This window comes from Diaphorobacter caeni (genome assembly GCF_015354245.1).
GTDB lineage: Bacteria > Pseudomonadota > Gammaproteobacteria > Burkholderiales > Burkholderiaceae_C > Diaphorobacter_A > Diaphorobacter_A caeni.
In genome coordinates, this window is record NZ_JADKYZ010000010.1 from 52,979 (window position 1) to 76,493 (window position 23,515).

The following is a 23,515-nucleotide window of genomic DNA, read 5'->3' on the forward strand; positions in this document are numbered from 1 at the left end:
CAAAATGCCCGAGCGTGGCCGGGCAGCGGATGGAAGGCGATTGGAGTCCACCGGGCGTGGTGGTGGTGGCCTCGGGCGGGCGTCAGAGTGGCGGGTGAATCCAGATTGTGAAAAACGTTTGCATGATCTGGATGGTGGCAACCGCGAATTTCTGGCTTCCGCCGCGCTCTGACGGAGACGCAAGGGCGGTGTGCTGTGCCCTTGCCATCTGCCTCAGCGTGCGCCTTGCAGCGCGCAGTGGTCGGGCTTGCCTGCCGATGTCTGGGTCAGCCATTGGCTCGCGCCGGTCAGCGCCAGTCCGACCACGGTCAGCACGCCCGCCGCCCAGCTCAGCGACAGCAGCCCCAGGCCGCCAGCGATGACCGCGCCGCCGACCCAGGCGCCCAGCGCATTGCCCAGATTGAAGGCCGAGATGTTCAGGCTGGACGCGAGGTTCGAGCCCGCAGAGCCCGCCGACTGCAGCACCCACATCTGCATTGGCGCCACCGTCATGAACGCGGCGATGCCCAGCAGCAGCACGTAGCCCATGGCGATCCAGGCGCTTGCGAAGGCCCAGCGGCCCGCGATCAGCGCCAAAAGCAGCGCGGCCAGCGTGATGAACAGCGCACGCATCACGCCGCGGTCGGCGAGCTTGCCGCCCCAGTAGTTGCCGATGGCCAGGCCCGCGCCGAACACCAGCAGCGTGATGGCGACGAGCTGGTTGCCCATGTGGGTGATCTGGGTGAGCAGCGGCTCGATGTAGGTGTAGAGCGCGAACACGCCCGCAAAGCCGAACACCGTGATGCCGAGACCGAGCCAGACCTGCGCGCTGCCGAGCACCGCGAGCTCCTGCTTGAGGGAGGAGGGGGCGGGGGCCGCCACGTCGCGCGGCACGAACAGCGCCAGGATGATGAAGGCGATCACGCCCACGCCCGCCACCGCGGCAAAGGCCATGCGCCAGCCGAAGTGCTGGCCGATCCACGCACCCGCAGGCACGCCGAGCAGGGTGGCGAGCGTGAGGCCCGAGAACATCAGCGCGATGGCCGATGCTTTTTTCTCCGGCGCGACGAGGCCGGTCGCCACGACAGCGCCCACGCCGAAGAAGGTTCCGTGGGTGAGCGAGGTGAGGACCCGCGCGGCCATCAGCCAGCCGTAGTTGGGTGCGAACACCGCAGCCGCATTGCCCGCGATGAAGATCAGCATCAGCGTGAGCAGGAGGCGCTTGCGAGGCCAGCTGCGCGTGCCGAGCGTGAGCAGCGGCGCGCCGATGGCCACGCCGATGGCGTAGCCCGAGATCAGCGTGCCCGCCGTGGGGATGGAAATCTGCAGGTCCTGACTCACTTGCGTGAGCAGACCCATGATGATGAATTCGGTGGTGCCGATGCCAAAGGCGCCGGCGGCCAGAGCCAACAGGGATGCGGGCATGATGAAGAGGTTCCTTGTGGGAAGGGGTTTGCGTGAAGGGGCGAATCTCGCGTGATGGCGGGCCCCGATGCCTGTACTGTGCGCGTCGCGCGCAGTTTTGTGTAGCGGGAACATGGGAACAGGACTTGTGCCATCATGGAACGAATAAGGACCCTTTCCCCTCACTCATCCTTTCTCTTCCCAGAGGCTCCATGGCAACGAGAAACACGACGCCTGCGCGCAAGTCCAGCCAGCTCGGCACCGAGATCAACCGCTCCGGCGAACTGGAGGTGTTCGTTCGGGTGGCGGAGCTCGGCAGCTTTTCCGAAGCCGCGCGCAGAAGCGATGTGTCGCCCTCGGCCGTCAGCAAGATCGTCGCGCGGCTGGAGGCGCGGCTCGGCGTGCAGTTGCTGCAGCGTTCCACCCGGCATCTGCAGCTCACGCCCGAGGGCCGCAAGCTCGCCGACAACGGCAAGCGCGTGCTGGCCGATCTGAGCGAGCTGGAAACCTCGGTCACCGCGCGCAGCGTGCCGTCGGGCGTGGTGCGCATCAACGCGAGCACCGCAACCGGCCAGCGGCTGCTGATTCCGCTGGTGCCGCTGCTGATGCAGACCTATCCCGAACTGCGCATCGACCTGAGCCTCACCGACCACGTGGTCGATCTCATCGAGGCCCGCGCCGACATCGCGATCCGCTGGGGCAGCCTGCCCTCATCGGACAACGTGGCGCGGCTGCTCGGTCACACGCGGCAGCTGATCGTGGGCGCGCCAGACTATCTGAATCGCCTCGGCAGGCCGCGCCATCCGGGCGATCTCGAACGCTTTGTGCGCATTGGATGGAATTACCCGCGCGCCGTTCCGCACTGGCCGCTGTGCGATCGCAGCCGCAAGGGCCATGAGCGCATCCAGGTCAGCATGGGCGAGGTGCTGCGGGTGAACGACGGCGAGGCGATGCGCAATCTCGCGCTGCAGGGCGCGGGGCTGGCGCGGCTGTCGCTCTACCACGCTTGGGACGATCTGCAGGCCGGACGGCTCGAGGCCGTGCTGGAGGACTGCAACGTGGGCGATCTCGAGCCGATTCACGCCCTCTACGTCGGCAAGCCCGGCCACTTGCCGCAGCGCACGCGCGCGGTGCTGGATTTTCTCAAGGAGCATGTGGATCTGCGGCACGCGGAGAAGGTGCCGAAGGCCTTTCTCAAGCGCGGGAGATAGACCTGTTCAGGGATGCCAATGGCTGCGCTGCACGATGGTTTCCTGATCGGCATACCGCGCCGCCGCGAGTGTCTGCGACAGGCGATTCGCCGCTTCGACGATGGCATCGGCATGCCGCAGCAGTTCGGCATTCGCGTCGTCGCTTGCGGGCACGGCCAGACTCAAAGCACCGATGACCGCGCCGCGCGCTGCGAACACCGGCGCGGCGATGCTGGCGGCCAGCGCGTTGGCCTCGCCGACGGTGGCGTGAAAGCGGCGCTGGCGAATGGTCTCCATGAGATCGCCGAGGTGTCCGGTGAACGCCAGAATCACCTGACCGGCCGCGCCGCGATCCAGCGGCAGCGGCTCGCCCACGCGCGTGGGGCTGACGAAGCCGTCGGCGCCGCGCACGCGCAGCAGCCGCACGCGCCTGCCATGCTCAAGCGCGAAGAACGAGGCGCTGTGCCCTGTGCTCTGCGCGAGTGAATGCAGTGCGGGCTCGATCACGTTGCGCAGATCGAAGGCCCGCTGGTAGCGCGCGCCAAGCAGCGCCACCGCAGGCCCAAGCCGCCACACGCCGCCGGGCAGCGCCACCAGATAGCCCGCGACCGACAGCGTGCGCGCGAGCCGCAGTGCAGTGGGCTTGGCCAGCTGCGTGCGCTGCGCGAGCTGGGCGAGCGTGAGCTGCGCGTCGTGCTCGCCGAACGCGTCGAGCAGACTCAGCGCCCGCAGCACGGCCGTGACCGTGGTGCCGGTGACTGCGGGCGCTGCGGCATCGATGTCGGATTCAGACATGCAAGTCCTCGAGGGTCTTCCATTTCCCTCGACGGTGGCCCGCCATCGCTCTTTCATCGATATGTAACGTTCGTTGACTACTCTGCCGGGTTTGACGTGCGCGGCTTGGCGCGTGAGCGGATTGAACGAGCGATTCCCACATGATTGATGAAACAATGAAAAGTACGAGCCTTCGGGCAGCGGCGGCGAGGGTCTGGATGGTGTGCATCTGCATGGTGCTGGCGTGGATGTTGCCACAACCGGCGAGCGCGGCGGCCCCCGCGCAATGGCAGTTGGACAAGGCTGTCTATCAGCGCGACGAGACCATCAAGGCGGTCTTCCAGGACATCGCGACGCCCGGCAAAACGCATTGGGTCGGCATCTGGTCCTATCCCGATTCGGGCACGCGCTACGGCGTATGGGACCGCGCGACCAACGGCGGGCAGGGTTCGCTCCAATGGGCCTATCTCCCTGCGACCGCCTCGGGCGAGGTCACTCTCAAGGGCGTCGCGCCGGGACGCCATGTGGCGTTTCTGCTGGCCGATGACGGCTATGCGTGGCTGTCCACGCCCATCGTCTTCTGGGTGACGGAAGATGGCAGCGCACAGCGCGAGGTCGGCAGTCTGACCAGCAATCTGCGCAGCTATGACGTCGGCGCGAGCGTGTCGCTGCAGTACGGCGGCATCACGCCTGCCGCCAAGAACTGGATTGGAGTCTGGCGCTATGAGGACGGCCCCGGCGTCAAGAGCGACGGCCCGTGGAGCTTCGCGCAATCCAACTCGTCGACCCAGTACAAGTACGCGGCCAGTGCGAGCGGACAGTGGGACGTGACGGGCCTCGCGGCAGGCACCTACGCGGCGTTCCTGCTCGCCAATGATGGCTACCAGTGGATGGCGCCGCCGGTGTTGTTCGAAGTGAAGGCCAAGCCCATCGATCCCTCCACGCTCATCGGCCCTCCGGCGTTCGATGGCAAATCCACCGAGCTCAAGGTGCTGCAGTTCAACGTCTGGCTGCGCGGCACGGGCGTGGGCGCGGGTGGGCCTGACATGATCGCCGACGTGATCCGCGACACTGGCGCCGACGTGGTCACGCTCAGCGAAACCGGACAGGCCTACGGCGTGCAACTCGTGAACGACCTCGCCAAGCGCGGCTATCTGTTCCACTCCTATGGACCGGACAAGGACGTGGGCGTGGTCTCGCGCTATCCGATCATCGAGACCTCGGAGTTCAACCGTTTCTCCAAGGCGGTGATCAACGTGAACGGCACGCCGGTCGCGGTCTATTCGGGACACCTGGCGTATCAGTGGTACGTCTGCTATCTGCCGCGCGCCTATGGCGGCGGCACACCTGCGGGCAACCCGACCAGCGAATATGGCTGGAACAAGATCCCGACGGGTCCGATCACCGACGTGCCGCTGATTCTGGATCTCAACGAAAAATCGGGCCGCCCCGAATCGATACGCCAGTTCATCGCCGACGCCAAGCTGGAGCGCGACAAGGGCCGTCTCGTTGTGATGGCGGGCGACTTCAATGAGCCCTCGCATCTCGACTGGAACGAGGCCACCAAGGCGCTTTACGACCACAACGGAACCGTCATTCCGTGGCAGAGCACCACGCTTCTGGAGCAGGCGGGCTATCTGGACGCGTATCGCGTGAAGTTCCCGAATCCGGTCACCCATCCTGGCTTCACCTGGCCCTCGGACAACCCGCTCAAGCCCACGACCAGCCTCACCTGGGCACCGGACGCCGACGAGCGCGACCGCATCGACTACGTGTTCTATCAGCCCGACGCACGCCTCGCCCTGCAGGGCGCGACCGTCGTCGGTCCGCGCAAGTCCATCCTGCGCAACCAGCGCGTGGAAGAAACCGGCGAAGACCCGATCCTCGAGCCTCTCTCGGACTGGCCCACGGACCACAAGTCGGTGATGGCGACGTTCGTGATCAAGCCTCTCGCGCTCGCGCTGCCGCAACTCGCGGGCGGCACGCAGAACCAGAACTACGAAGGCAGCCTGCCGGTGCTTGGCGGTACCGCACCCTACACCTACAGCATCGTCGCCGGCAGCCTGCCGCCCGGCATGCAACTGGGCAGCGATGGCGCGTTGAGCGGCACGCCCACGGCCAGCGGATCCTTCGCGTTCACCGTGCAGGTCAAGGACGCAGGCGGCAGCGTGGCCGAGCGCGCCTATACCCTCGAGGTGGCCGCTGCGCCCGAGCCAGAGAAGATCCGCAGCACGGTGACGATCACCTCCACGCCCAACCCCTCGCGGCCCGGCGATGCGGTGACGTTCAACGTCGTGGTGAGCACCGAAACGCTCGCCTCCCAGAGTTTGAGCAAGCGCACCAAGGTGGCTCCCGCCGTGCCCACCGGCACCATTGATTTCACCGACAACGGCGCGCCTATCGGCTCTGTACCGCTTGTCGGCGGCAGCGCAAGTTGGACCTCGCCCGCGCTCGCGGCTGGAAGCCACACCATCGTCGCGACCTATTCGGGCGACACGCAGACCGCCGCAGCCAGCATGACGATGACGCAGACCGTCATCGCCGCCATCGCCGCCACGCCCCAGCCGGTGCCGACGCTTGGTGATGTGGCGCTGTGGCTGATGAGCTTTGCACTTCTGGCCTTCGGCGTGAGGCGCCTCAAGCGCTGAACCGTTCAAGCCGGTCGGTGAACACGGCCCCGTCGGATTCGCATCCGGCGGGGCCGTTCTGTTTGGGATAATCGTTTCACTGGATGGAATGGTGTTGGCGGGCGAAACTTCCGTGTCTACTCTGCGGTCCTGTTGCAAAGCCGATTCAGGAGATAGACATGAAGACCCCCTTCACCCAACAACTGCGCCGCCGTGGCGCGATGGCCCTGGTGCTGCTGTGCGCAAGCGCCGCAGCGTGGTCGCAGGCCGCCTATCCCAACAAGCCGGTGCGGCTGGTCGTGCCGTTTGCCGCTGGCGGCGCGGTGGACACCGTGGGCCGCAGCGTGGGCGAGCGCCTGGCCGTGCAGATGGGCCAGCCCGTCATCGTCGACAACAAGCCCGGCGCGAATGCCAACATCGGCACCGAGAACGTCGCCAAGTCGCCAGCGGATGGCTACTCGCTGCTCGTCGGCGCCAATGGCGTGGTGACCAACAACACGCTGTACCCGAACCTGTCGTTCAACGGCCTGCGCGACTTCACGCCGATCGCGCGCATCGGCTACGCGCCGCTGGTGCTCGTCACCCCTGCCGACGCGCAGTACAAGAACGTGCAGGAACTCGTCGCCGCCGCACGCGCCAAGCCCGGCGCGATGAACTATGGCTCGGCCGGCAACGGCAGCTCGGGCCATCTGGCCGGTGCGCTGTTTGAGTCGGTCGGCAAGTTCGACGCGCTGCACGTGGCCTACAAGGGCGGCTCGCCCGCGCTGATCGATCTGATCGCGGGACGCCTGAACTTCATGCTGCTCAACCCGCTCGAGGTGCTGCCGCACGTGCAATCCGGCAAGCTCAAGGCACTGGCCGTGACCGGCGAGAAGCGCGCGCCCATGCTGCCCAACGTGCCGACCATGGCGGAGGCGGGCGTCACCGGATTTGACGCGAGCGTCTGGTGGGTGCTGATGGCACCGGCCAAGACACCGGCCGACATCGTCAGCAAGCTCAATGCCGAAACCCTCAAGGCACTCGCGGATCCGGGCGTGCGCGAGCGGCTCAACGCTCTGGGTGCGGTGATCACGCCTTCGTCTTCGGCGGACGCGGCGGCTTTCCTCAAGAGCGAATCCGCCAAGTGGGAAAAGGTGATCCACGACGCGAACATCAAGGCGGACTGAGCCAGGTTGAAAGAATAATTTTTCCAACAGAGAAGGGGAGAGTTCACATGATCATCGATTGCCACGGCCACTACACCACGGCCCCCAAGGCGCTTGAAAATTGGCGCAATGCGCAGATCGCAGGCATCCAGGACCCGACGCAGAAGCCGCGCGCGAGCGATCTGAAGATCAGCGACGACGAGCTGCGCGAGTCCATCGAGACCAACCAGCTGCGCCTGATGAAGGAGCGCGGCGCAGACCTGACCATCTTCAGCCCTCGCGCGAGCTTCATGGCTCATCACATCGGCGACTTCGAAGTCTCGAGCACCTGGGCGGCGATCTGCAACGAGCTCTGCCATCGCGTGTCGCAACTCTTCCCCGATCACTTTGTCGGCGCGGCCATGCTGCCGCAATCGCCCGGCGTGGACCCGAAGACTTGCATTCCCGAACTCGAAAAATGCGTGAAGGAATACGGCAACGTCGGCATCAACCTGAACCCGGACCCGAGCGGCGGCCACTGGACCAGCCCACCGCTCACCGACCGCCACTGGTACCCCCTCTACGAAAAGATGGTCGAGTACGACATCCCCGCGATGATCCACGTGAGCACCAGCTGCAACGCCTGCTTTCACACCACCGGCGCGCATTATCTGAACGCCGACACCACGGCGGTGATGCAGCTCATCCAGGGCGATCTGTTCAAGGATTTCCCGACGCTCAAGTTCGTCGTGCCGCACGGCGGCGGGGCAGCGCCGTACCACTGGGGCCGTTTCCGCGGCCTCGCGCAGGAAATGAAGAAGCCCTTGCTCGAAGAGCATCTGCTCAACAACATCTATTTCGACACCTGCGTCTATCACCAGCCCGGCATCGACCTGCTCACCAAGGTCATCCCAGTGAAGAACATTTTGTTCGCCAGCGAAATGATCGGCGCCGTGCGCGGCATTGATCCGCAGACCGGTCACCATTACGACGACACCAAGCGCTATGTGAACGCGACGGCCAACCTGAGCGACGCCGAACGCCACATGGTCTTTGAAGGCAACGCCCGCCGCGTCTTCACGCGCCTCGACGCGCAACTCAAGGCCAAGAACCTCTAAGGACTATTCACCATGTACGAACTCGGAGTCGTCTACCGCAACATTGAGCGCACCGACCGCGCCACCACTGACGCGCTGGCATCACTGGGCTCCGCCACAGTGCACGAAGCCATGGGCCGCGTCGGTCTGCTCAAACCCTATATGCGCCCGATCTATGCGGGTGCGCAGGTCTCGGGCACCGCAGTCACCGTGCTGCTGCACCCCGGCGACAACTGGATGATGCACGTCGCTGCCGAGCAGATCCAACCCGGCGACATCGTCGTCGCGGCCATCACGGCGGAATGCACCGATGGCTACTTCGGCGACCTGCTGGCCACCAGCTTCAAGGCGCGCGGTGCGAGGGCGCTGATCATCGACGCAGGCGTGCGGGATGTGAAGACGCTGACTGAAATGCAGTTTCCCGTCTGGAGCAAGGCGATCAGCAGCAAGGGGACGATCAAGGCTACGCTCGGGTCTGTGAACGTGCCGGTGGTGTGCGCGGGGGCGTTTGTCACGCCGGGCGATGTGATCGTTGCGGATGATGATGGGGTGGTTTGTGTGCCTCGTTCCTTGGCTGCTTCTACGTTGGAGGCTGCTTTGAAGCGGGAGGCCAATGAGGCGGCGAAGCGGGATAAGTTGGCTTCAGGTGTTTTGGGGTTGGATATGTATTCGATGAGGGAGCCGTTGGCTGCTGCGGGGCTTCGGTACGTGGATTGAGTTTTTTCTCGCTCAATCTCTTTTGGATTTTTGAGGAGCTGCTGGGTGTTTGCTTCCGGAGGCCGGGAGTTCCGCCCGGCGGCGGAGTAACTTTTTGGTCTTGCCCAAAAAGTCACCAAAAATGCGCTTTTGAATACCCGCGGCAGAACTCGCTTTGCGCTGCGCGCGCCGCTCGGGCAACCGCCGCGAGTCAGAGTTTTCATAAGAGGTGTGTTCGGCACGTTGCTGCGCTCGTGCCGGGCATCTCGCGACTTCGCGAGATGCTGGGGTGCCAGTGCTGCGCGATTTTTTTGATTTGCTCGCTGAATCAATTTCTTCAAAAGAGCAACGGGCATGGGTCGCCCAACCCAACTCTGCAAGCACCCCGGCACGAGCGCAGCGACGTGCCGCAACCACCTCTTCAAAACTGATTTCCGGCAGTTGTCCGAGCGGAGCGCGCAGCGCAAAGCGAGTTCTGCCGGAGGTATTGAAAGCGCGTTTTTGGTGACTTTTTGCGCGCAAGCAAAAAGTTACTGCCCCGCCGGGGGCAGTCCCGGCCTCTGAAAATAACTCCAAGAACAAGCTTGAAAAATCCAGAGAACCAAGCACCCCGCAGGACAGAGAAAACACTAAGCCAACAAATCAACCAGAGACCGGGCAATGACCTTGGTAGCCCGACGCAAGTCTTCAAGCTCCACCCGTTCATCCGACCGCTTGGCATGCGACTCCAGCACGGTCCGAGGACCGGCCCCATAAATCACCCCCGGAATCCCGCGCTCCACATACAAACGCACGTCGGTATAAAGAGGCGTTCCGACAGCCGGAGGACGCGAACCGAACACCGCCTCGCCATGCGTTTGGATGGCGTCCACCAGCGGCTTGTTGCCGGCGAGCGGGGTCATCGCGTTGGCCAGCACCAATTGCTTGATGTCGATGGTCACCGCGTTCTCGCCGGTGAAACCGTGCTGCGCGTTGAACTCGGCGATGGCGTTGCGCATCACCTGGTGGATGGTCGCTTCGACTTCCTGCGGGTTCTCTTCGGGGATCATGCGGCGGTCGACCTTGAGAACGACCTTGCCGGGCACCACGTTGGTGTTGGTGCCGCCTTCGATGCGGCCCACGTTCACATAGGGGTGCTTGATGCCGGTGACTTTGGAGAGCACCTGCTTGTACTTCACGTTCTCGCCGTACAGCGCGTTGAGCACCGCCGTGGCGGCCTGCAAAGCGTCGACGCCGGTGTCCGGCACGGCCGCGTGGGCCATCTTGCCGTGGATGGTGACTTCCATCTGCAGGCAACCGTTGTGCGCGGTGACGACTTCGTAGCTGAAGCCAGCGGCGATCATCAGGTCGGGCTTGGTCAAACCCTTTTCGAGCAGCCAGCCGGGACCGAGCAGGCCGCCGAATTCTTCGTCGTAGGTGAAGTGCAGTTCGACGTTGCCTTTGGCCGGCTTGGCCACGGCCTCGAGTGCGCGCACCGCGAAAGTGAAGGTTGAGAAATCACTCTTGCTCACGGCCGTCGCGCGGCCGTACATTTTGCCGTCCACGATTTCAGCGCCGTAGGGGTCATGCGTCCAGCCTTCGCCGGGCGGCACCACGTCGCCGTGGGCGTTCAGCGCAATCGTCTTGCCGCCGTCGCCATAGGGGCGGCGCACGATCAGGTTGGTGATGGACTGCATGCCGTAGTCCTTCACGTCCTGCTCGGGCACGGCGTGCTTTTCTGCGTCGAAACCGAAGGACTTGATCAGCTCGGCCGTGCGCTCGGCGTGGGGCGCGTTGTTGCCCGGAGGCGTGTCGGTGGGAACCTGGACGAGGGCCTGAAGGAAGCGCACCTGCTCATCGAAATGCTGGTCAATCCATGCGTCGAGCGCAGCATAGGTGGCTTGGCGGTCTTGGGTCATTGCGAGTCCTTCGTTGTCGTTTCGATTGTGGGTGGGATGGGTTCAAGATCAATGCGGGAGCATTACAGAGAGAGTGTGTGGCTCAGGCCTTTTGTTCTTCTGCGGCGAGCTGCGCGAGCACATGGCTGAACGCGTCGATGGAGAGCTGCATGTCGTCCGACGTGGTGGATTCCAGCGGGTTGTGGCTGATGCCCGAGTTCAGTCCGCGCGTGAACAGCATGGCCTGGGGCATGATTTCGTGGATCTTCATCGCGTCGTGGCCCGCGCCGCTGGGCATGCGGAACAGCGGTACGCCGAGCGCGTTGACCGCGTTTTCCCAGCGCTTTTGCCATTCGGGCGCGCTCGGTGCGGCGTCGGCGCTCATGGACATTTCTGCCTTGTAGTGCAGTCCGCGGCGCTTGGCGATTTCGTCGAGCTTGGCGAGGATGTCCTTGACCAACGCATCGCGCTGCGCGTTGGTCGGCGCGCGCATGTCGAGGCTGAACAGGCAGCGGCCGGGCACGACGTTGATCGAGCCGTTGGGCACGTGGAGCTGGCCGATGGTGGCGACGCTGTCGCCATCCTGCGTGGCGCGGTGTTCCACATAGAGCGCGAGTTCGGCCACGCCGACGGCAGCGTCGCGGCGGCGGTCCATGGGCGTGGTGCCTGCGTGGCTGGCCATGCCGATCATCTCGCAGATATAGCGCTGGCTGCCGTTGATCGAGGTGACCACGCCGAGAGGGATGTCGAGCTCGTTGAGCACCGGGCCCTGCTCGATGTGCACCTCGATGAAGCCGAGGTAATCGGCGGCGTTGCGTTGGAGCTTGGGGATGTCGTCGATGCACAGACCCGCGTGCTGCATGGCCTCGCGCATGGTGATGCCGTCGGCGTCCTGCTGGTCGAGCCAGGCCTGTTTGAAGTCGCCGATCAGCGCGCCGGAGCCGAGGAAGGTGGCCTTGTAGCGCTGGCCTTCCTCTTCAGCGAATGCTACGACCTCGATGCCGAAGGGCAGGCGCCTGTTCTGGCGCTGCAGCTCGCGCACGCAGGCCATGGGCACGAAGATGCCCAGACGGCCGTCGTACTTTCCGCCGTTGCGCACGGTGTCGTAGTGGCTGCCGGTGAGCAGGTACTTGCCGCCTTCGTTGGCGGGCTTGTAGCGGCCCACGACGTTGCCGACCGCGTCGATCTCGACCTCGTCGAAGCCGCAGTCACGCATCCAGTGGCTAATGCGCTGGGCGCAGGCGCGGTGCGCGTCTGTGAGGTAGGTGACGGTGAGCTGACCGAGTTCTTCGTAGCCCTTGTCGGTGTGCTGCGACAGGCGCTCCTGCCAGTCCCAGACGTCGTTGCCGAGCGTGGGCTCGAACGCGAACTTGTCGTTCAGGCGGATTTCGGCGATCCGGTGGATGTTGCGCAGCGCCTCGGCGCGCTCGAAGTCGGGATGGTTGTCGAGACGGCGCGCGAAGGTGTCGATGATCTCCTGCTTGGCGAGACCCGTGCCGCGCGGTCCGCGCACGGCGAGGATGAACGGAAAGCCGAAGCGCGCGTTGTAGTCGGTGTTGAGCTGCTGGATGCGGGTGAACTCTTCGGGCGTGCACTGGGTGAGGCCCGCCTTGCTCTGCTCGTTGGTCGACTCGGCCGTGAGCGTCTTGGACACCATGGCCTTGCCCGCGAGTTCGGGGTGGGCGCGGATCAGGTCGAGCTGGGCTTGCTGCGAAGCCGTGTTCACCACCTTGGCCATCGCATGCTTGAGGTGCGCGAGCGACTTGAACGGACGCGCCGCCATCGCCTGCTCGGCGATCCAAGGGGAGTGTTCATAGATGCCGTCCAGCAGTTGGGTGCCCTGGGCGGGATCGGCGGCGTTGAGTTGATCTATGGTGAGTGGCATGGCGTCGTCTCCGTTCATCAATAAGTGCATGCGTGGCGGTCAGAGGGCGGGCGCGGGGAAGCGCTGGGCCCAGTGGCGCGCGATGTCGATGCGGCGCGCCACCCACACGTTGTCGTGCTGCTGGATGTGGTCGAGAAAACGCTGCAGCGCGGTGATGCGCCCGGGTTTTCCAAGCAGACGGCAATGCATGCCGATGCTCATCATCTTGGGCGCGTTGTCGCCGTTCGCGTCGCCTTCCGCGTAGAGCACGTCGAAAGTGTCCTTCAAATACTGGAAGAACGGATCGGCGTACGAGTAGCCTTGGGGCAGCGCGAAGCGCATGTCGTTGCAGTCGAGCGTGTAGGGCACGACAAGCTGCTGGTGATGGCCGCCGTCGGTTTTCTTCACCGTCATCCAGAACGGAAGGTCGTCGCCGTAGTAGTCGCTGTCGTAGGTGAAGCCGCCGTTGTCGGCCACGAGGCGGTGCGTGTTGGGGCTGTCGCGGCCCGTGTACCAGCCGAGACCGTGGTCACTGTTCTTGCCGTAGAGCTCGCCGAAGATGTCCATGCATTGCGCCATGTGGGCGCGTTCGATTTCTTCAGGAACGCCCTGATAGTGAATCCACTTGAGGCCGTGGCAGGCCACTTCATGGCCGAGTTCGTCAAAGGCCTGGGCGACTTCGCGGTGGCGCTGCAGGGCGGTTGCCACGCCGAACACGGTGAGCGGCAGACCGCGCTTTTCGAATTCGCGCAGCAGACGCCACACGCCCGCGCGTGAGCCGTATTCGTAGATGCCTTCCATGCTCATGTGGCGCTCAGGGTAGGCCGCCGGGTTGAACATTTCCGAGAGGAACTGCTCGCTCGCCGCATCGCCGTGCAGCACGCAGTTCTCGCCGCCTTCCTCGTAGTTCAGCACGAACTGCACCGCCACGCGCGCCTTGTTCGGCCATTCGGGGTTCGGGGTGTTGCGGCCGTAGCCGACAAGATCGCGAGGGTAGGGAGCGCAGGCGTCGTAGGTCATGTGCGTATTCAATTCTTCGTCAGTGCAATGGGTGGCGCGGATCGGTCAGCTCGCGACCGAGGAGAGCGCCATGGACAGGTCGCTCGTGGGCATGTCGCGGTCGAAGGTGAGACCTTCTTCCACGTGCAGCAAATGTTCCTGCATCAGGCGCACGGCAGTCTCTGCGTCCTTGTTGGCGAGCGCATGGACGATGGCCTCGTGCTCCTCGTGCGAGTGTTCGGCGGCCGTGGTGCTCTGGTACATCAGCGTGATCAGCGCACAGCGCGAGATCAGGTCGCCGAGCATCTGCGCGAGCACGCCGTTGCCCATGAGCTCGGCCATCACCACGTGGAAGTCGCCGAGCAGCTCGGTGCGCTGGCCGACGTCGTTGCGTTCCATGGCTTTCTTTTCCGCGGCGATGTGGGACTTCAGAGCCTTGATCTGCGCTGGCTTGACCTGCTCAACGAAGGTGCGCGTCATCGCGGTCTCGAGCATCAGACGCACGGCGAAGACCTGCTTGGCCTCTTCGACAGATGGGGTGGAGACAAACGCGCCACGCGCGGGCTCCAGCGTCACCAGCCGGTTCTGCGAGAGCTGGAACAGCGCCTGGCGCACCAGCGTGCGCGAGACACCGAAGTGGTCGGCCAGCTTCTGCTCCCCGAGCTTGGTGCCGGGCAGCAGCTTGTGCTCGACGATGGCACGGGTCAGCGATTCGGCGATGGTGCTGGTGGCGGAGGATTCCATTTTGAAAATTAATATTTGCGCGTCAAGTTCACAAAAATTGTATACACTTTTGGTCGACAGAGATACAGTCGAATCCATTCCTCGTTTAAGGAGTTATCCCTATGGGCCTGAGCACCCACGTTCTCGACACCATGAATGGCCGCCCCGCAGCCGGCATGCAGGTGCAACTCTTCAGCACGGATGGCGATCAGGCCACGCTGGTGAAGAGCCTGACGTTGAACCATGACGGGCGCACGGATGCGCCGTTGTTCGACAACTCCACGTTGAAGGTGGGGACTTATCGGTTGACCTTCGATGTGGCGGGTTATTTTTCTTCTTTGGGCGTTGTGTTGCCTGAGCCTAATTTTTTGAACAAGGTGAGTTTGGATTTTGGGGTGGCGCATGTGGATCAGCATTACCACGTGCCTTTGTTGGTCAGTCCCTGGAGTTACTCCACTTATCGGGGGTCTTGATTTTTTCTGTTGACCGGGTTTGAGGGCCGGGGCCGGGAGTTCCGCCCGGCGGCGGAGTAACTTTTTGGTCTTGCCCAAAAAGTCACCAAAAATGCGCTTTTGAATACCCGCGGCAGAACTCGCTTTGCGCTTCGCGCGCCGCTCGGGCAACCGCCGCGAGCTAGATGTTCACTCGGAGGTGTGTTCGGCACTTCGCTTCGCTCGTGCCGGGCATCTCGCGACTTCGCGAGATGTTGGTGCGCCAGCGCTGCGCGATTTTTGATTTGCTTGTGGGATCAACGTCGTTCAAAAGAGCAGCGGGCGTGAGTCGCCCAACCCAAGTTCACAAACACCCCGGCACGAGCGAAGCAAAGTGCCGCAACCACCTCTTCCAAACTGATTTCCGGCGGTTGCCCGAGCGGAGTGACGAAGGAACGCAGCGAGTTCCGCCGGAGGTATTGAAAGCGCGTTTTTGATTACTTTTTGCGCGCAAGCAAAAAGTGATTGCCCCGCCGGGGGCAGTCCCGGCCTCCGCCCTCAACACCCCAGCAAACGCCAGTCAAAAATCCCCCCGCGCAACCAGCGCAGGGGAAGCCAGCACGCAGAGCCCCCTACAACTGCCCCTCAGTCAACGTATCCAACTGAAACCTACCTGACTTGTCCCAAAGCCAGGTGTCCGTATAGACCACGCCCCCCATGCGCACCGGCGCGGGATAGGGCGCCGCTGCGCGTACCGTGCGCTCGATTTCCCGGATGACTTCCGGCGCGTGTCGTGGGGCGCGCATCCAGTAGAGTTTTTTGATTTTTCCGTTCTGGTCCAGATGCACCTGCAGCACGCCGACTGCATAGAGCAGCGGTTGCAGTTTCCCCTTGTAGATGCGTGCCGCGTTCCTGGCATAGAGGTGGCGGGCGGCGTCTTGCCTGTACGCGCGTGGGGTGATGGCGTGCGATGCGTTTTCCGGTTCCGGCTTGGGGGCCGCTTGTGGCTTGGGCGTTTGGGGTTTGGAGGGCTTGGATGGCTTGCTGGCCGGGGCTGGGGGTGGTCTGGGTGATTCGGCCTGGGGCGTTGGTTGGATGACTGGAGGGGTGATCGGCGGGCCGGGCGGTGTGGGTTGGGTGGTCTGCGCCGGTGGAGCCGGTTGTGCTGGTTGCGTGGGGCGTGCTGGTGTTGCCGGTTTCTGCGTTTCCACGTAGTGCACCAGCGCTGCCATGCCGATGGCTGCGAGAAGCACGGCCAGCCAGGCCAAGCGCTGGTTGCTGGCTTTTTTGTTCGCGTTGGGGCGGGGTAACGGCAGGGTGGGCATTTCTTTGTTCAAATACGGATGCGGCCTGTTTCTTGCTGCTCCGCATGGATTATCCGAAACCCTGAGGGTGACTGCCTTGTCCGTTTCACTTCAACGCTTGCTGCAGCATTTGCAGACCGGTACGGCCTGTCTGGTGACCGTGGAATCCACACAGGGCTCCGCGCCCCGTGAGCGGGGCGCGTGGATGGCCGTGCTGGGTGGTGGTGACGCGTCGGTGCTTGGCACGATTGGTGGTGGGCATCTGGAGCTCGAGGCGATTCAACTGGCGTGCAATCTGCTGGCGGCTGGCGGTGGGCTGAATGGCGATGGCGATGGCTTTGTCCGTCGTTGGGCGCTGGGCCCCAGTCTGGGGCAGTGCTGCGGTGGGGTGGTGCATCTGCGCTTTGAATGGGTGAACGCTTCGCATCGTGATGGCTTGCGCTCGCGGTTGTTGCCGGGGTTGCATCCGCTGGCACTGTTCGGCGGCGGGCATGTGGGGCATGCGCTGGTGAACGTGCTGGGCACGCTGCCGTTCGCCATCCGCTGGATCGACAGCCGCGACAGCGTGTTTCCTGCCGATGTGCCGCCACAGGTGGCGTGCGAGCATTCCGATCCGGTGGAGGGGGCCGTGCACGATCTGCCTGCGGGCGCGCGGGTGCTGATCATGAGCTTCAGCCATGCGGAGGATCTGAACATCGTCGCCGCGTGCCTCAAGCGCCAGCGCGAGCGGGGCGATCTGCCGTTCGTGGGGCTGATCGGCAGTGCCACCAAGCGCGCGGTGTTCACGAGTCGGCTGCGCCAGCGCGGGTTTGAGGAGCGCGAGATCGCGCACGTCACTTGTCCCATCGGAGTGCCGGGCATCACGGGCAAGGAGCCAGAGGTGATTGCCGTGGCCGTTGCGGCACAGTTGTTGCAATCCGTCTACTTGGATTCGTCAAAAAATTCGGAAATCTAGGGTAATCACTAGTTTGGTCGAATGGCGAGTCCGTTCTGTTTTGTATACACTTTGTGTCTGCAAAAGTCGGTCGCAGCGGTGCCCAGGGAGCTGGATGAGTCCAGAAAAACCAAGGTGCGTGGCCAGAATTTTCTGCTCAGAGCGCCCGCAGTGGTGAGCAGGTAAGGTTGAGAGCCATGGAAAGCTACATTCTCGACTGGGCCAATCTGCTGTTGCGCTGGCTCCACGTCATCACCGCCATTGCCTGGGTCGGCTCCTCGTTCTATTTCGTTTTTCTCGACAGCAGCCTCACGCCGCCGGTCGACGAAAACCTGAAGCGCGACGGCGTCTCGGGTGAGCTCTGGGCCGTGCACGGCGGGGGCTTCTATCACCCGGTCAAGTTCAACGTCTCGCCGCCCAAGCTGCCGGACCATCTGCACTGGTTCTACTGGGAAAGCTACACCACCTGGCTGTCGGGCTTCGCGCTGCTGACGGTCTCGTATCTCTGGAACGCCAACATCTATCTGGTCAATCCGGCCAGCCCCAACCCGATGTCCAGCAGCATGGCCATCATGGCGGCGCTCGCGTTCCTCGTGGTGTTCTGGCTGCTGTACGACGGCATCTGCCGCGTGTTCGGCCAGCGCAAGAACGGCGACGGCATCGTCGGCGCGATGGTGCTGGTGCTGGTCTGCATCGCGGCCTTCCTCGCCTGCCACATCTTCCCCGGACAGGCTGCGTTCCTGCTGATGGGCGCGATGCTCGCGACCTCGATGAGCGCCAACGTGTTCTTCTGGATCATTCCCGGCCAGCGCACGGTGGTCGCCGATCTCAAGGCGGGTCGCCCCGTCGATCCGATCCACGGCAAGCGCGGCAAGCAGCGCTCGGTGCACAACACCTACTTCACGCTGCCGGTGCTGTTCGCCATGCTGTCGAATCACTACGGCTGGCTCTACAACCACGATCTCAACTGGCTGGTGCTGATCCTCATGATGTTCGCGGGCGCCGCGATCCGCCAGTTCTTCGTGCTGCGCCACGGTTTCAAGCTTGGCCGCAACAGCCACCCATGGCCCTATGCCGTGGTCGGCGTGCTGGTTATCATCGGCGTGGCCGCGTGGCTCAAGCCCGCGCCCAAGGCGGCCGTGGCCGCACCTGCGGCGACCAGCGCTCCGGCGGCCTCCGGTGCCGCACCCGTGGCTGCAGCGGCCGGCGTGCCCACCTACAACGAGGTGCATGGCGTGATGGAAAAGGCCTGCGTGGTCTGCCACAGCGCCAAGACCATCGCGCAGAAGAACATCGCGTTCGATTCGCCGGAAGAGGTCAAGAGCCACGCGCAGCAGATCTACACTCAGGTCGTGCAGCTCAAGAAGATGCCGTTCGGCAACCCCGCCGGTCTGACCGATGACGAGCGCGACATGTTCAAGCGCTGGTATGAGGGTGGCGCTCCGACCACGCCATAAGAGCGTGTTGACGATCTCCACACGGTCTTGCAGGCGCGGCATCGGGCGGTCTGCCGCGTTGCAAATCCTCGCAATGGCACGAGCCATTGCTGCGGTTTGCGCCTTGCAGCCCATCCCGATCCGCATCCTGCAAGCCTCGCGATGAGATCGTAAACACGCCATAAGGAAAATCAGGCGCGCGTACAATCCGCGCCTTTCATGCACGAAAAGCTGCTGTCCCGGCAGCTTTTCTTTTTGTGCGATTCATCGGGACCATGTAGAGGAACACCATGTACAAAAACCTCGCTGCCGCGCTCGCGGCCGCCTGTTTTTTCCTTTCCCCCACTTTTTCAGCGCAAGCCGCAGCGCCGTTGCCAGCAAACGCTCCGGTGAAGGCCGCGTTCGTCTACGTATCGCCGATCGCCGACGCGGGCTGGACGCACCAGCACGAGGCCGGCCGCAAGGAAATGGACGCCGCGCTTGGCAACAAGGTGCAATCCACCTTCGTCGAAAACGTCGCCGAAGGTGCGGATTCCGAGCGCGTGATCCGGGACCTTGCCGCATCGGGCAACCAGATCATCTTCACCCCGAGCTTTGGCTACATGGAGCCGACGATGCGCGTGGCCAAGGACTACCCGAACGTGAAGTTCGAGTCCATCACCGGCTACAAGCGCGCCGACAACGTCTCCACCGCCAATGCGCGCTACTACGAAGGCCGCTACCTCTCGGGCGTGCTCGCGGGGCGCATGAGCAAAAGCGGCACCGCTGGCTTCGTCGCGGGCTTCCCGATTCCCGAAGTGATGCAGGGCATCAACGCCTTCGCCCTCGGCATGCGCTCGGTGAATCCCAAAGCCGTGGTCAAGGTGATCTGGCTCGATGTCTGGTTCGATCCCCCGAAGGAACGCGAAGCCGCGATGGCGCTGTTCAACGAAGGCGTCGACGTCGTCGCATTCCAGACCGCATCCACTGCCATCATGGGCGCGGCCCAGGAACGCGGCAAATACGCCATCGGTTTCCATTCCAACATGAACCACGTCGGCCCGGACGCGCAACTCGTTTCCGTCACCCACCAATGGGGCCGGTACTACGCCGACCGCGTCAAGGCCGTGGCAGCAGGCACCTGGAAGAGCCAGGACCGCTGGGGCGGTGTGCGCGAGGGCATGATCCGCATGGATGGCTACAGCCCGAAAATTCCAACCGCAGTGCGCGAAGAAGTGAAGGCCCGCGAAAAGGACATCGCCACCGGCAAGCTCCAGCCTTTCCGCGCAGGAAAGCAGGCGATCCGGGACAACGCAGGAACCGAGCAGATCCCTGCTGGCAAGGCTTTGACCGACGAACAGATCCTGCAGATGAACTGGCTGGCCGAGGGCGTGCAAGCACCCAAGCGCAAGTAATAAAAGAAGCCGAAGGCGAACATGCATCTCGCGAAGTCGCGAGATGCGCACGAGCGAAGCAACGTGCCGAAAACACCTCTTCCCAACTGACTTCCGGCGGTTGCCCGAGCGGAGCGCGCAGCGCGCAGTCGAGTTCCGCCGGAGGTATTGAAAGCGCGTTTTGGGTTACTTTTTGCGCGCAAGCAAAAAGTGACTCCGCCGCCGGGCGGAACTCCCGGCCTCCGCCCCCCAACAAACACCAGCGACCAAAACAAACAAAGACAAAAAGAGAAAATAAGAATTCCTTATGACCTCTATGCGCGCAACAACATGCCGCGCGCACGCCCCATTGGCTAAGCTCCACCCCATGCCCCTCTACCGCTCATCCCTCCTGCGTTTCGCTCCCAATGGCCAGGCCCTCTACGAAGAAGACGGCCTGCTCGTCACCGCCCCCGACGCCAATGGCGTGCAGCGCGTGGTGGCGGCTGGCAACTGGAGTGCACTGAGCCCCCAGTACGCAGGAAATGGTGCGGAGGTCACCCATCTTCCGGGGCGCATCCTCGCTCCAGGTTTTGTAGACCTGCATATCCATTACCCCCAGACCGACGTCATCGGCTCGCCCGCCGATGGCCTGCTCCCCTGGCTGGAGAACTACACCTTTCCGCACGAGTCGCGCTTTTCCGATGACGGCTACGCGCGGGAAGTGGCGACCTTTTTCGTCGATGAATTGCTGCGCAATGGCGTGACGACGGCGGTCACTTTCTGCACCTCGCATCCGGGCTCGGTCGATGCGCTCATGGCCGAGGCGCAGGCGCGGTGCATGCGCATCATCGCGGGCAAGGTGTTGCAGGATCGTCATTCGCCGGACGGCGTGCGCGACCAGACCGAGCAGTCGCTGATCGACACCGAAACGCTGATCCACCGCTGGCACGGCGTGGACCGGCTTGGCTATGCGATCACGCCGCGCTTTGCGCCCACGAGCACCGATGCGCAACTGCGCGGAGCGGGTGAGCTGGCCGCGAAGTATCCAGGCGTCTGGATTCAGTCGCATGTGGCAGAGAACCACGACGAGATCCGCTGGGCGCGCGAGCTGTTTCCGGCATCGCGCAGCTATCTGTCGATCTATGACGATTTCGGGCTGATGCGCGAGTGCTCGATCTACGCGCACTGCATCCATTTCGACGCCGAGGACCGTGCGTTGATGCGTGATCGCGGCGTGGCCGCAGCGGTCTGCCCGACCAGCAATCTGTTTCTGTCGAGCGGCCATTTCGACTTTCAGCTGGCCGACGCGGCGGGCTTTCAATATGGGCTGGCGAGCGATGTGGGCGGCGGCACGAGCTTCAGCCCGTTCCACACCATGCTCGCGGCCTACTATGTCGGGCGCGAGGGGCATGCCAAGCAGGGGCAGTCGCTCAGCCCGCAGGCGCTCTGGTGGCAGCACACGGCGGGTGCGGCCCGGGCTGCGGGGCTGGACGGCGTGGTCGGCAATCTGCAGCCGGGCTGCGAGGCGGATTTCGTGGTGCTCAACCCGAAGGCGACGCCGCTCGCCGCACGCCGCACGGCGCAGGCGCGCAATCTGGACGAACTGCTGTTCGCCATGATCGTGCTGGGCGATGACCGCCTGATCGAACGCACCGTGATCGCCTGAAGCACCGACCGCCGACCCGGCAAATTCGGGTTCAGCGCGGCCATCGCGCGTTTTGCGGTGAAAATATCCGGTTTGGCGTGGCCCTCGGCGACGCAATAAGCTATATTTTTGGTAGTGCTCCGGGTTGTCCGGCTGCGCTGCACACCGTTGTGACTGGAGAAACTGGGATGTCCATCAAGAGCGATAAATGGATCCGCCGCATGGCCGAAAACGAAGGCATGATCGAGCCGTTCGAGCCGGGGCAGGTCCGCCAGGTGGATGGCCGCAAGATCATCAGCTACGGCACCAGCAGCTACGGCTACGACATCCGCTGCGCGCCTGAATTCAAGGTGTTCACCAACATCCACAGCACCGTGGTCGATCCCAAGAACTTCGACGAGAAGAGCTTTGTCGACTTCCACGGCGACTCCTGCATCATCCCGCCCAACAGCTTCGCGCTGGCGCGCACGGTCGAATATTTCCGCATTCCACGCAACGTGCTGACCATCTGCCTCGGCAAGAGCACCTATGCGCGCTGCGGCATCATCGTCAACGTGACGCCGTTCGAGCCCGAGTGGGAAGGCTATGTGACGCTGGAGTTCAGCAACACCACGCCGCTGCCTGCACGCATCTATGCGGGCGAGGGGTGTGCGCAGGTGCTGTTCTTCGAGAGCGATGAGGTCTGCGAAGTCAGCTACAAGGATCGCGGCGGCAAGTACCAAGGCCAAGTCGGCGTGACCTTGCCCAAGGCCTGATTTTTTGTTTTTTGGGTGATTGATCGCTGATCGTTTTGGGGTGCCAATACAGCCCCTCATGCGTCGTTGCGAAGCCTTGCCTTACCGAAGTAATGTCTGCGGCTTCTACGCCTGGCCTGAGAGGCTGTCTTGGCGTTGGGGGTGAGGAGTGGGCGCCCGTTGGGCTTTGGGGGTCCGCTCCGGCTGGCGGGCACCACTGTTTTTAAAGTCGCGAGGGCGTCCTACGACTGTAGGGTGGCAAATTGTTGTCAACTCCCATGACGACAATCGCGTTTCATTGAGGCAACAGCTTTTTGCGCTGCATTGGGGGCGTTCTCGGCGTAACATCCTGCACCCACGACAGCAAGCGCAGTTCAAACCGGAGATACGACAATGAGATGGGAAGGCAATCGCGAATCCAGCAATGTGGAAGACCGCCGTGGCGAGGGCGGTGGGGGCGGCGGCATGATCGGCGGGCGCTCCATCGGCATTGGCACGGTGGTGATCGCACTGATCGGCTGGGGTGTCTTCGGCATCAACCCGCTCACGACCATCGGCATGCTCTCGGGCGGCGGCCAGCCTCAGGTGCAGCAGCAGCAAGGTCCGGCCAAGGCACCTCCGGCGGCTGACTCCCAAGCCAAGTTCGTTTCCACCGTGCTGGCGTCGACCGAAGACGTCTGGACCAAGATTTTCCAGCAGGGCGGCGCGCAGTACCGCGAGCCCAAGCTGGTGCTGTTCCGTGGCGCGGTGCCCACCGCTTGCGGTACGGGCCAGTCGGCCATGGGACCGTTCTACTGTCCGGGCGACCAGAAGGTCTATCTGGACATGGGCTTCTTCGAAACCATGAGCCGTCAGCTCGGCGCACCCGGCGAATTCGCGCGGGCCTATGTGATCGCGCACGAAGTCGGCCACCATGTGCAGACCCTGCTCGGCACCACCCAGAAGGTGGACGGCATGCGCGGTCGCGTCAGCCAGCGAGACCAGAACGCGCTTTCCGTGCGCCTGGAACTGCAGGCCGACTGTTACGCCGGCGTGTGGGCCAACCATTCGCAGCAGGCCAAGAACTGGCTGGATCAGAGTGATATCGAGTCCGCCATCAACGCGGCCCAATCGATCGGCGACGACAAGCTGCAACGCGAACAGACGGGCACCGTGCGCCCGGACGGTTTCACCCATGGATCGAGCGCGCAGCGCGTGCGCTGGTTCAGCACCGGCCTCAAGACAGGCAGCGTCCAGTCTTGCGATACCTTCAACACACAGTCCTTGTGATCGTGGCTTTTGGCGCGAAAAACGGGCGTTTTGTACGCTTCTTGCCAGAGAAT

Annotated in this window: 20 protein-coding genes; 12 read left to right on the plus strand and 8 right to left on the minus strand. The window is 63.6% G+C overall.

What is annotated here, in order from left to right; all coding sequences use genetic code 11:
- Positions 1-213: 213 nt before the first annotated feature.
- A complete protein-coding gene (locus ISG32_RS22525; protein ID WP_194773278.1) occupies positions 214-1,404 on the minus strand; it encodes an MFS transporter in 1,191 nt (396 codons plus the stop codon).
- A 191-nt stretch (positions 1,405-1,595) separates the two neighbouring features.
- On the opposite strand from ISG32_RS22525, the gene ISG32_RS22530 reads away from it, so the two are divergent.
- Complete coding sequence (locus tag ISG32_RS22530; protein ID WP_194773279.1) at positions 1,596-2,594, plus strand: LysR family transcriptional regulator; 999 nt, start codon at positions 1,596-1,598, stop codon at positions 2,592-2,594.
- Between the two features lie 6 nt (positions 2,595-2,600).
- Here ISG32_RS22530 and ISG32_RS22535 read toward each other — a convergent pair whose 3' ends face one another.
- The gene (locus tag ISG32_RS22535) at positions 2,601-3,368 is read right to left on the minus strand and encodes an IclR family transcriptional regulator (RefSeq protein WP_194773280.1); all 768 of its coding nucleotides are present in this window, start codon (positions 3,366-3,368) and stop codon (positions 2,601-2,603) included.
- 155 nt (positions 3,369-3,523) lie between these two features.
- On the opposite strand from ISG32_RS22535, the gene ISG32_RS22540 reads away from it, so the two are divergent.
- The 4 genes from ISG32_RS22540 to ligK all read left to right on the plus strand — a co-directional run bounded on the left by ISG32_RS22540 (position 3,524) and on the right by ligK (position 8,912).
- Entirely contained in the window at positions 3,524-5,995 is a 2,472-nt protein-coding gene (locus tag ISG32_RS22540) for an IPTL-CTERM sorting domain-containing protein (RefSeq protein ID WP_194773281.1), read from the plus strand.
- Between the two features lie 158 nt (positions 5,996-6,153).
- Positions 6,154-7,140, plus strand: coding sequence for a tripartite tricarboxylate transporter substrate binding protein (locus ISG32_RS22545; protein WP_228530032.1), 987 nt, complete (start codon positions 6,154-6,156; stop codon positions 7,138-7,140).
- A 47-nt stretch (positions 7,141-7,187) separates the two neighbouring features.
- On the plus strand, positions 7,188-8,216 hold the full coding sequence (locus ISG32_RS22550) for an amidohydrolase family protein (protein WP_194773282.1): 1,029 nt from the start codon (positions 7,188-7,190) through the stop codon (positions 8,214-8,216).
- Positions 8,217-8,228: 12 nt separating this feature from the next.
- Positions 8,229-8,912, plus strand: coding sequence for a 4-carboxy-4-hydroxy-2-oxoadipate aldolase/oxaloacetate decarboxylase (gene ligK, locus ISG32_RS22555; protein ID WP_194773283.1), 684 nt, complete (start codon positions 8,229-8,231; stop codon positions 8,910-8,912).
- Positions 8,913-8,924: 12 nt separating this feature from the next.
- Here the strand turns inward: ligK and ISG32_RS22560 are convergent, their stop codons facing one another.
- From ISG32_RS22560 to ISG32_RS22580, 5 genes are all read right to left on the minus strand, one after another.
- Positions 8,925-9,521: a hypothetical protein gene (locus ISG32_RS22560; RefSeq protein ID WP_194773284.1), complete on the minus strand. Its 597-nt coding sequence runs from the start codon at positions 9,519-9,521 to the stop codon at positions 8,925-8,927.
- Complete coding sequence (locus ISG32_RS22565; RefSeq protein ID WP_194773285.1) at positions 9,521-10,789, minus strand: M20 family metallopeptidase; 1,269 nt, start codon at positions 10,787-10,789, stop codon at positions 9,521-9,523. Before ISG32_RS22565 ends, ISG32_RS22560 begins: the two co-directional genes overlap by 1 nt.
- 82 nt (positions 10,790-10,871) lie before the next feature.
- Entirely contained in the window at positions 10,872-12,653 is a 1,782-nt protein-coding gene (gene uraD / locus ISG32_RS22570; RefSeq protein ID WP_194773286.1) for a 2-oxo-4-hydroxy-4-carboxy-5-ureidoimidazoline decarboxylase, read from the minus strand.
- A 39-nt stretch (positions 12,654-12,692) separates the two neighbouring features.
- Positions 12,693-13,652, minus strand: a complete 960-nt coding sequence (gene puuE, locus ISG32_RS22575) for an allantoinase PuuE (protein ID WP_194773287.1) — start codon at positions 13,650-13,652, stop codon at positions 12,693-12,695.
- A gap of 45 nt (positions 13,653-13,697) precedes the next feature.
- Positions 13,698-14,375 carry a GntR family transcriptional regulator gene (locus ISG32_RS22580; protein WP_194773288.1) on the minus strand — a complete coding sequence of 226 codons (678 nt, stop codon included), beginning with the start codon at positions 14,373-14,375 and terminating at the stop codon, positions 13,698-13,700.
- A 101-nt stretch (positions 14,376-14,476) separates the two neighbouring features.
- On the opposite strand from ISG32_RS22580, the gene uraH reads away from it, so the two are divergent.
- Positions 14,477-14,827, plus strand: a complete 351-nt coding sequence (gene uraH / locus ISG32_RS22585) for a hydroxyisourate hydrolase (RefSeq protein ID WP_194773289.1) — start codon at positions 14,477-14,479, stop codon at positions 14,825-14,827.
- Between the two features lie 590 nt (positions 14,828-15,417).
- Here the strand turns inward: uraH and ISG32_RS22590 are convergent.
- The gene (locus ISG32_RS22590; RefSeq protein ID WP_323745985.1) at positions 15,418-15,897 is read right to left on the minus strand and encodes a hypothetical protein; all 480 of its coding nucleotides are present in this window, start codon (positions 15,895-15,897) and stop codon (positions 15,418-15,420) included.
- 289 nt (positions 15,898-16,186) lie between these two features.
- Here ISG32_RS22590 and xdhC point away from each other — a divergent pair, with 289 nt between their 5' ends.
- From xdhC to ypfJ, 6 genes are all read left to right on the plus strand, one after another.
- Positions 16,187-17,044, plus strand: coding sequence for a xanthine dehydrogenase accessory protein XdhC (xdhC, locus tag ISG32_RS22595; protein WP_228530033.1), 858 nt, complete (start codon positions 16,187-16,189; stop codon positions 17,042-17,044).
- A 176-nt stretch (positions 17,045-17,220) separates the two neighbouring features.
- Positions 17,221-18,480, plus strand: coding sequence for a urate hydroxylase PuuD (locus ISG32_RS22600; RefSeq protein WP_194773291.1), 1,260 nt, complete (start codon positions 17,221-17,223; stop codon positions 18,478-18,480).
- A gap of 269 nt (positions 18,481-18,749) precedes the next feature.
- Positions 18,750-19,853: a BMP family ABC transporter substrate-binding protein gene (locus tag ISG32_RS22605; protein WP_194773292.1), complete on the plus strand. Its 1,104-nt coding sequence runs from the start codon at positions 18,750-18,752 to the stop codon at positions 19,851-19,853.
- Positions 19,854-20,199: 346 nt separating this feature from the next.
- A complete protein-coding gene (guaD, locus tag ISG32_RS22610) occupies positions 20,200-21,480 on the plus strand; it encodes a guanine deaminase (protein ID WP_194773293.1) in 1,281 nt (426 codons plus the stop codon).
- A gap of 167 nt (positions 21,481-21,647) precedes the next feature.
- Entirely contained in the window at positions 21,648-22,214 is a 567-nt protein-coding gene (gene dcd, locus ISG32_RS22615; RefSeq protein ID WP_166300202.1) for a dCTP deaminase, read from the plus strand.
- Between the two features lie 372 nt (positions 22,215-22,586).
- Positions 22,587-23,462: a KPN_02809 family neutral zinc metallopeptidase gene (ypfJ, locus tag ISG32_RS22620; RefSeq protein ID WP_194773294.1), complete on the plus strand. Its 876-nt coding sequence runs from the start codon at positions 22,587-22,589 to the stop codon at positions 23,460-23,462.
- Positions 23,463-23,515: the final 53 nt, after the last annotated feature.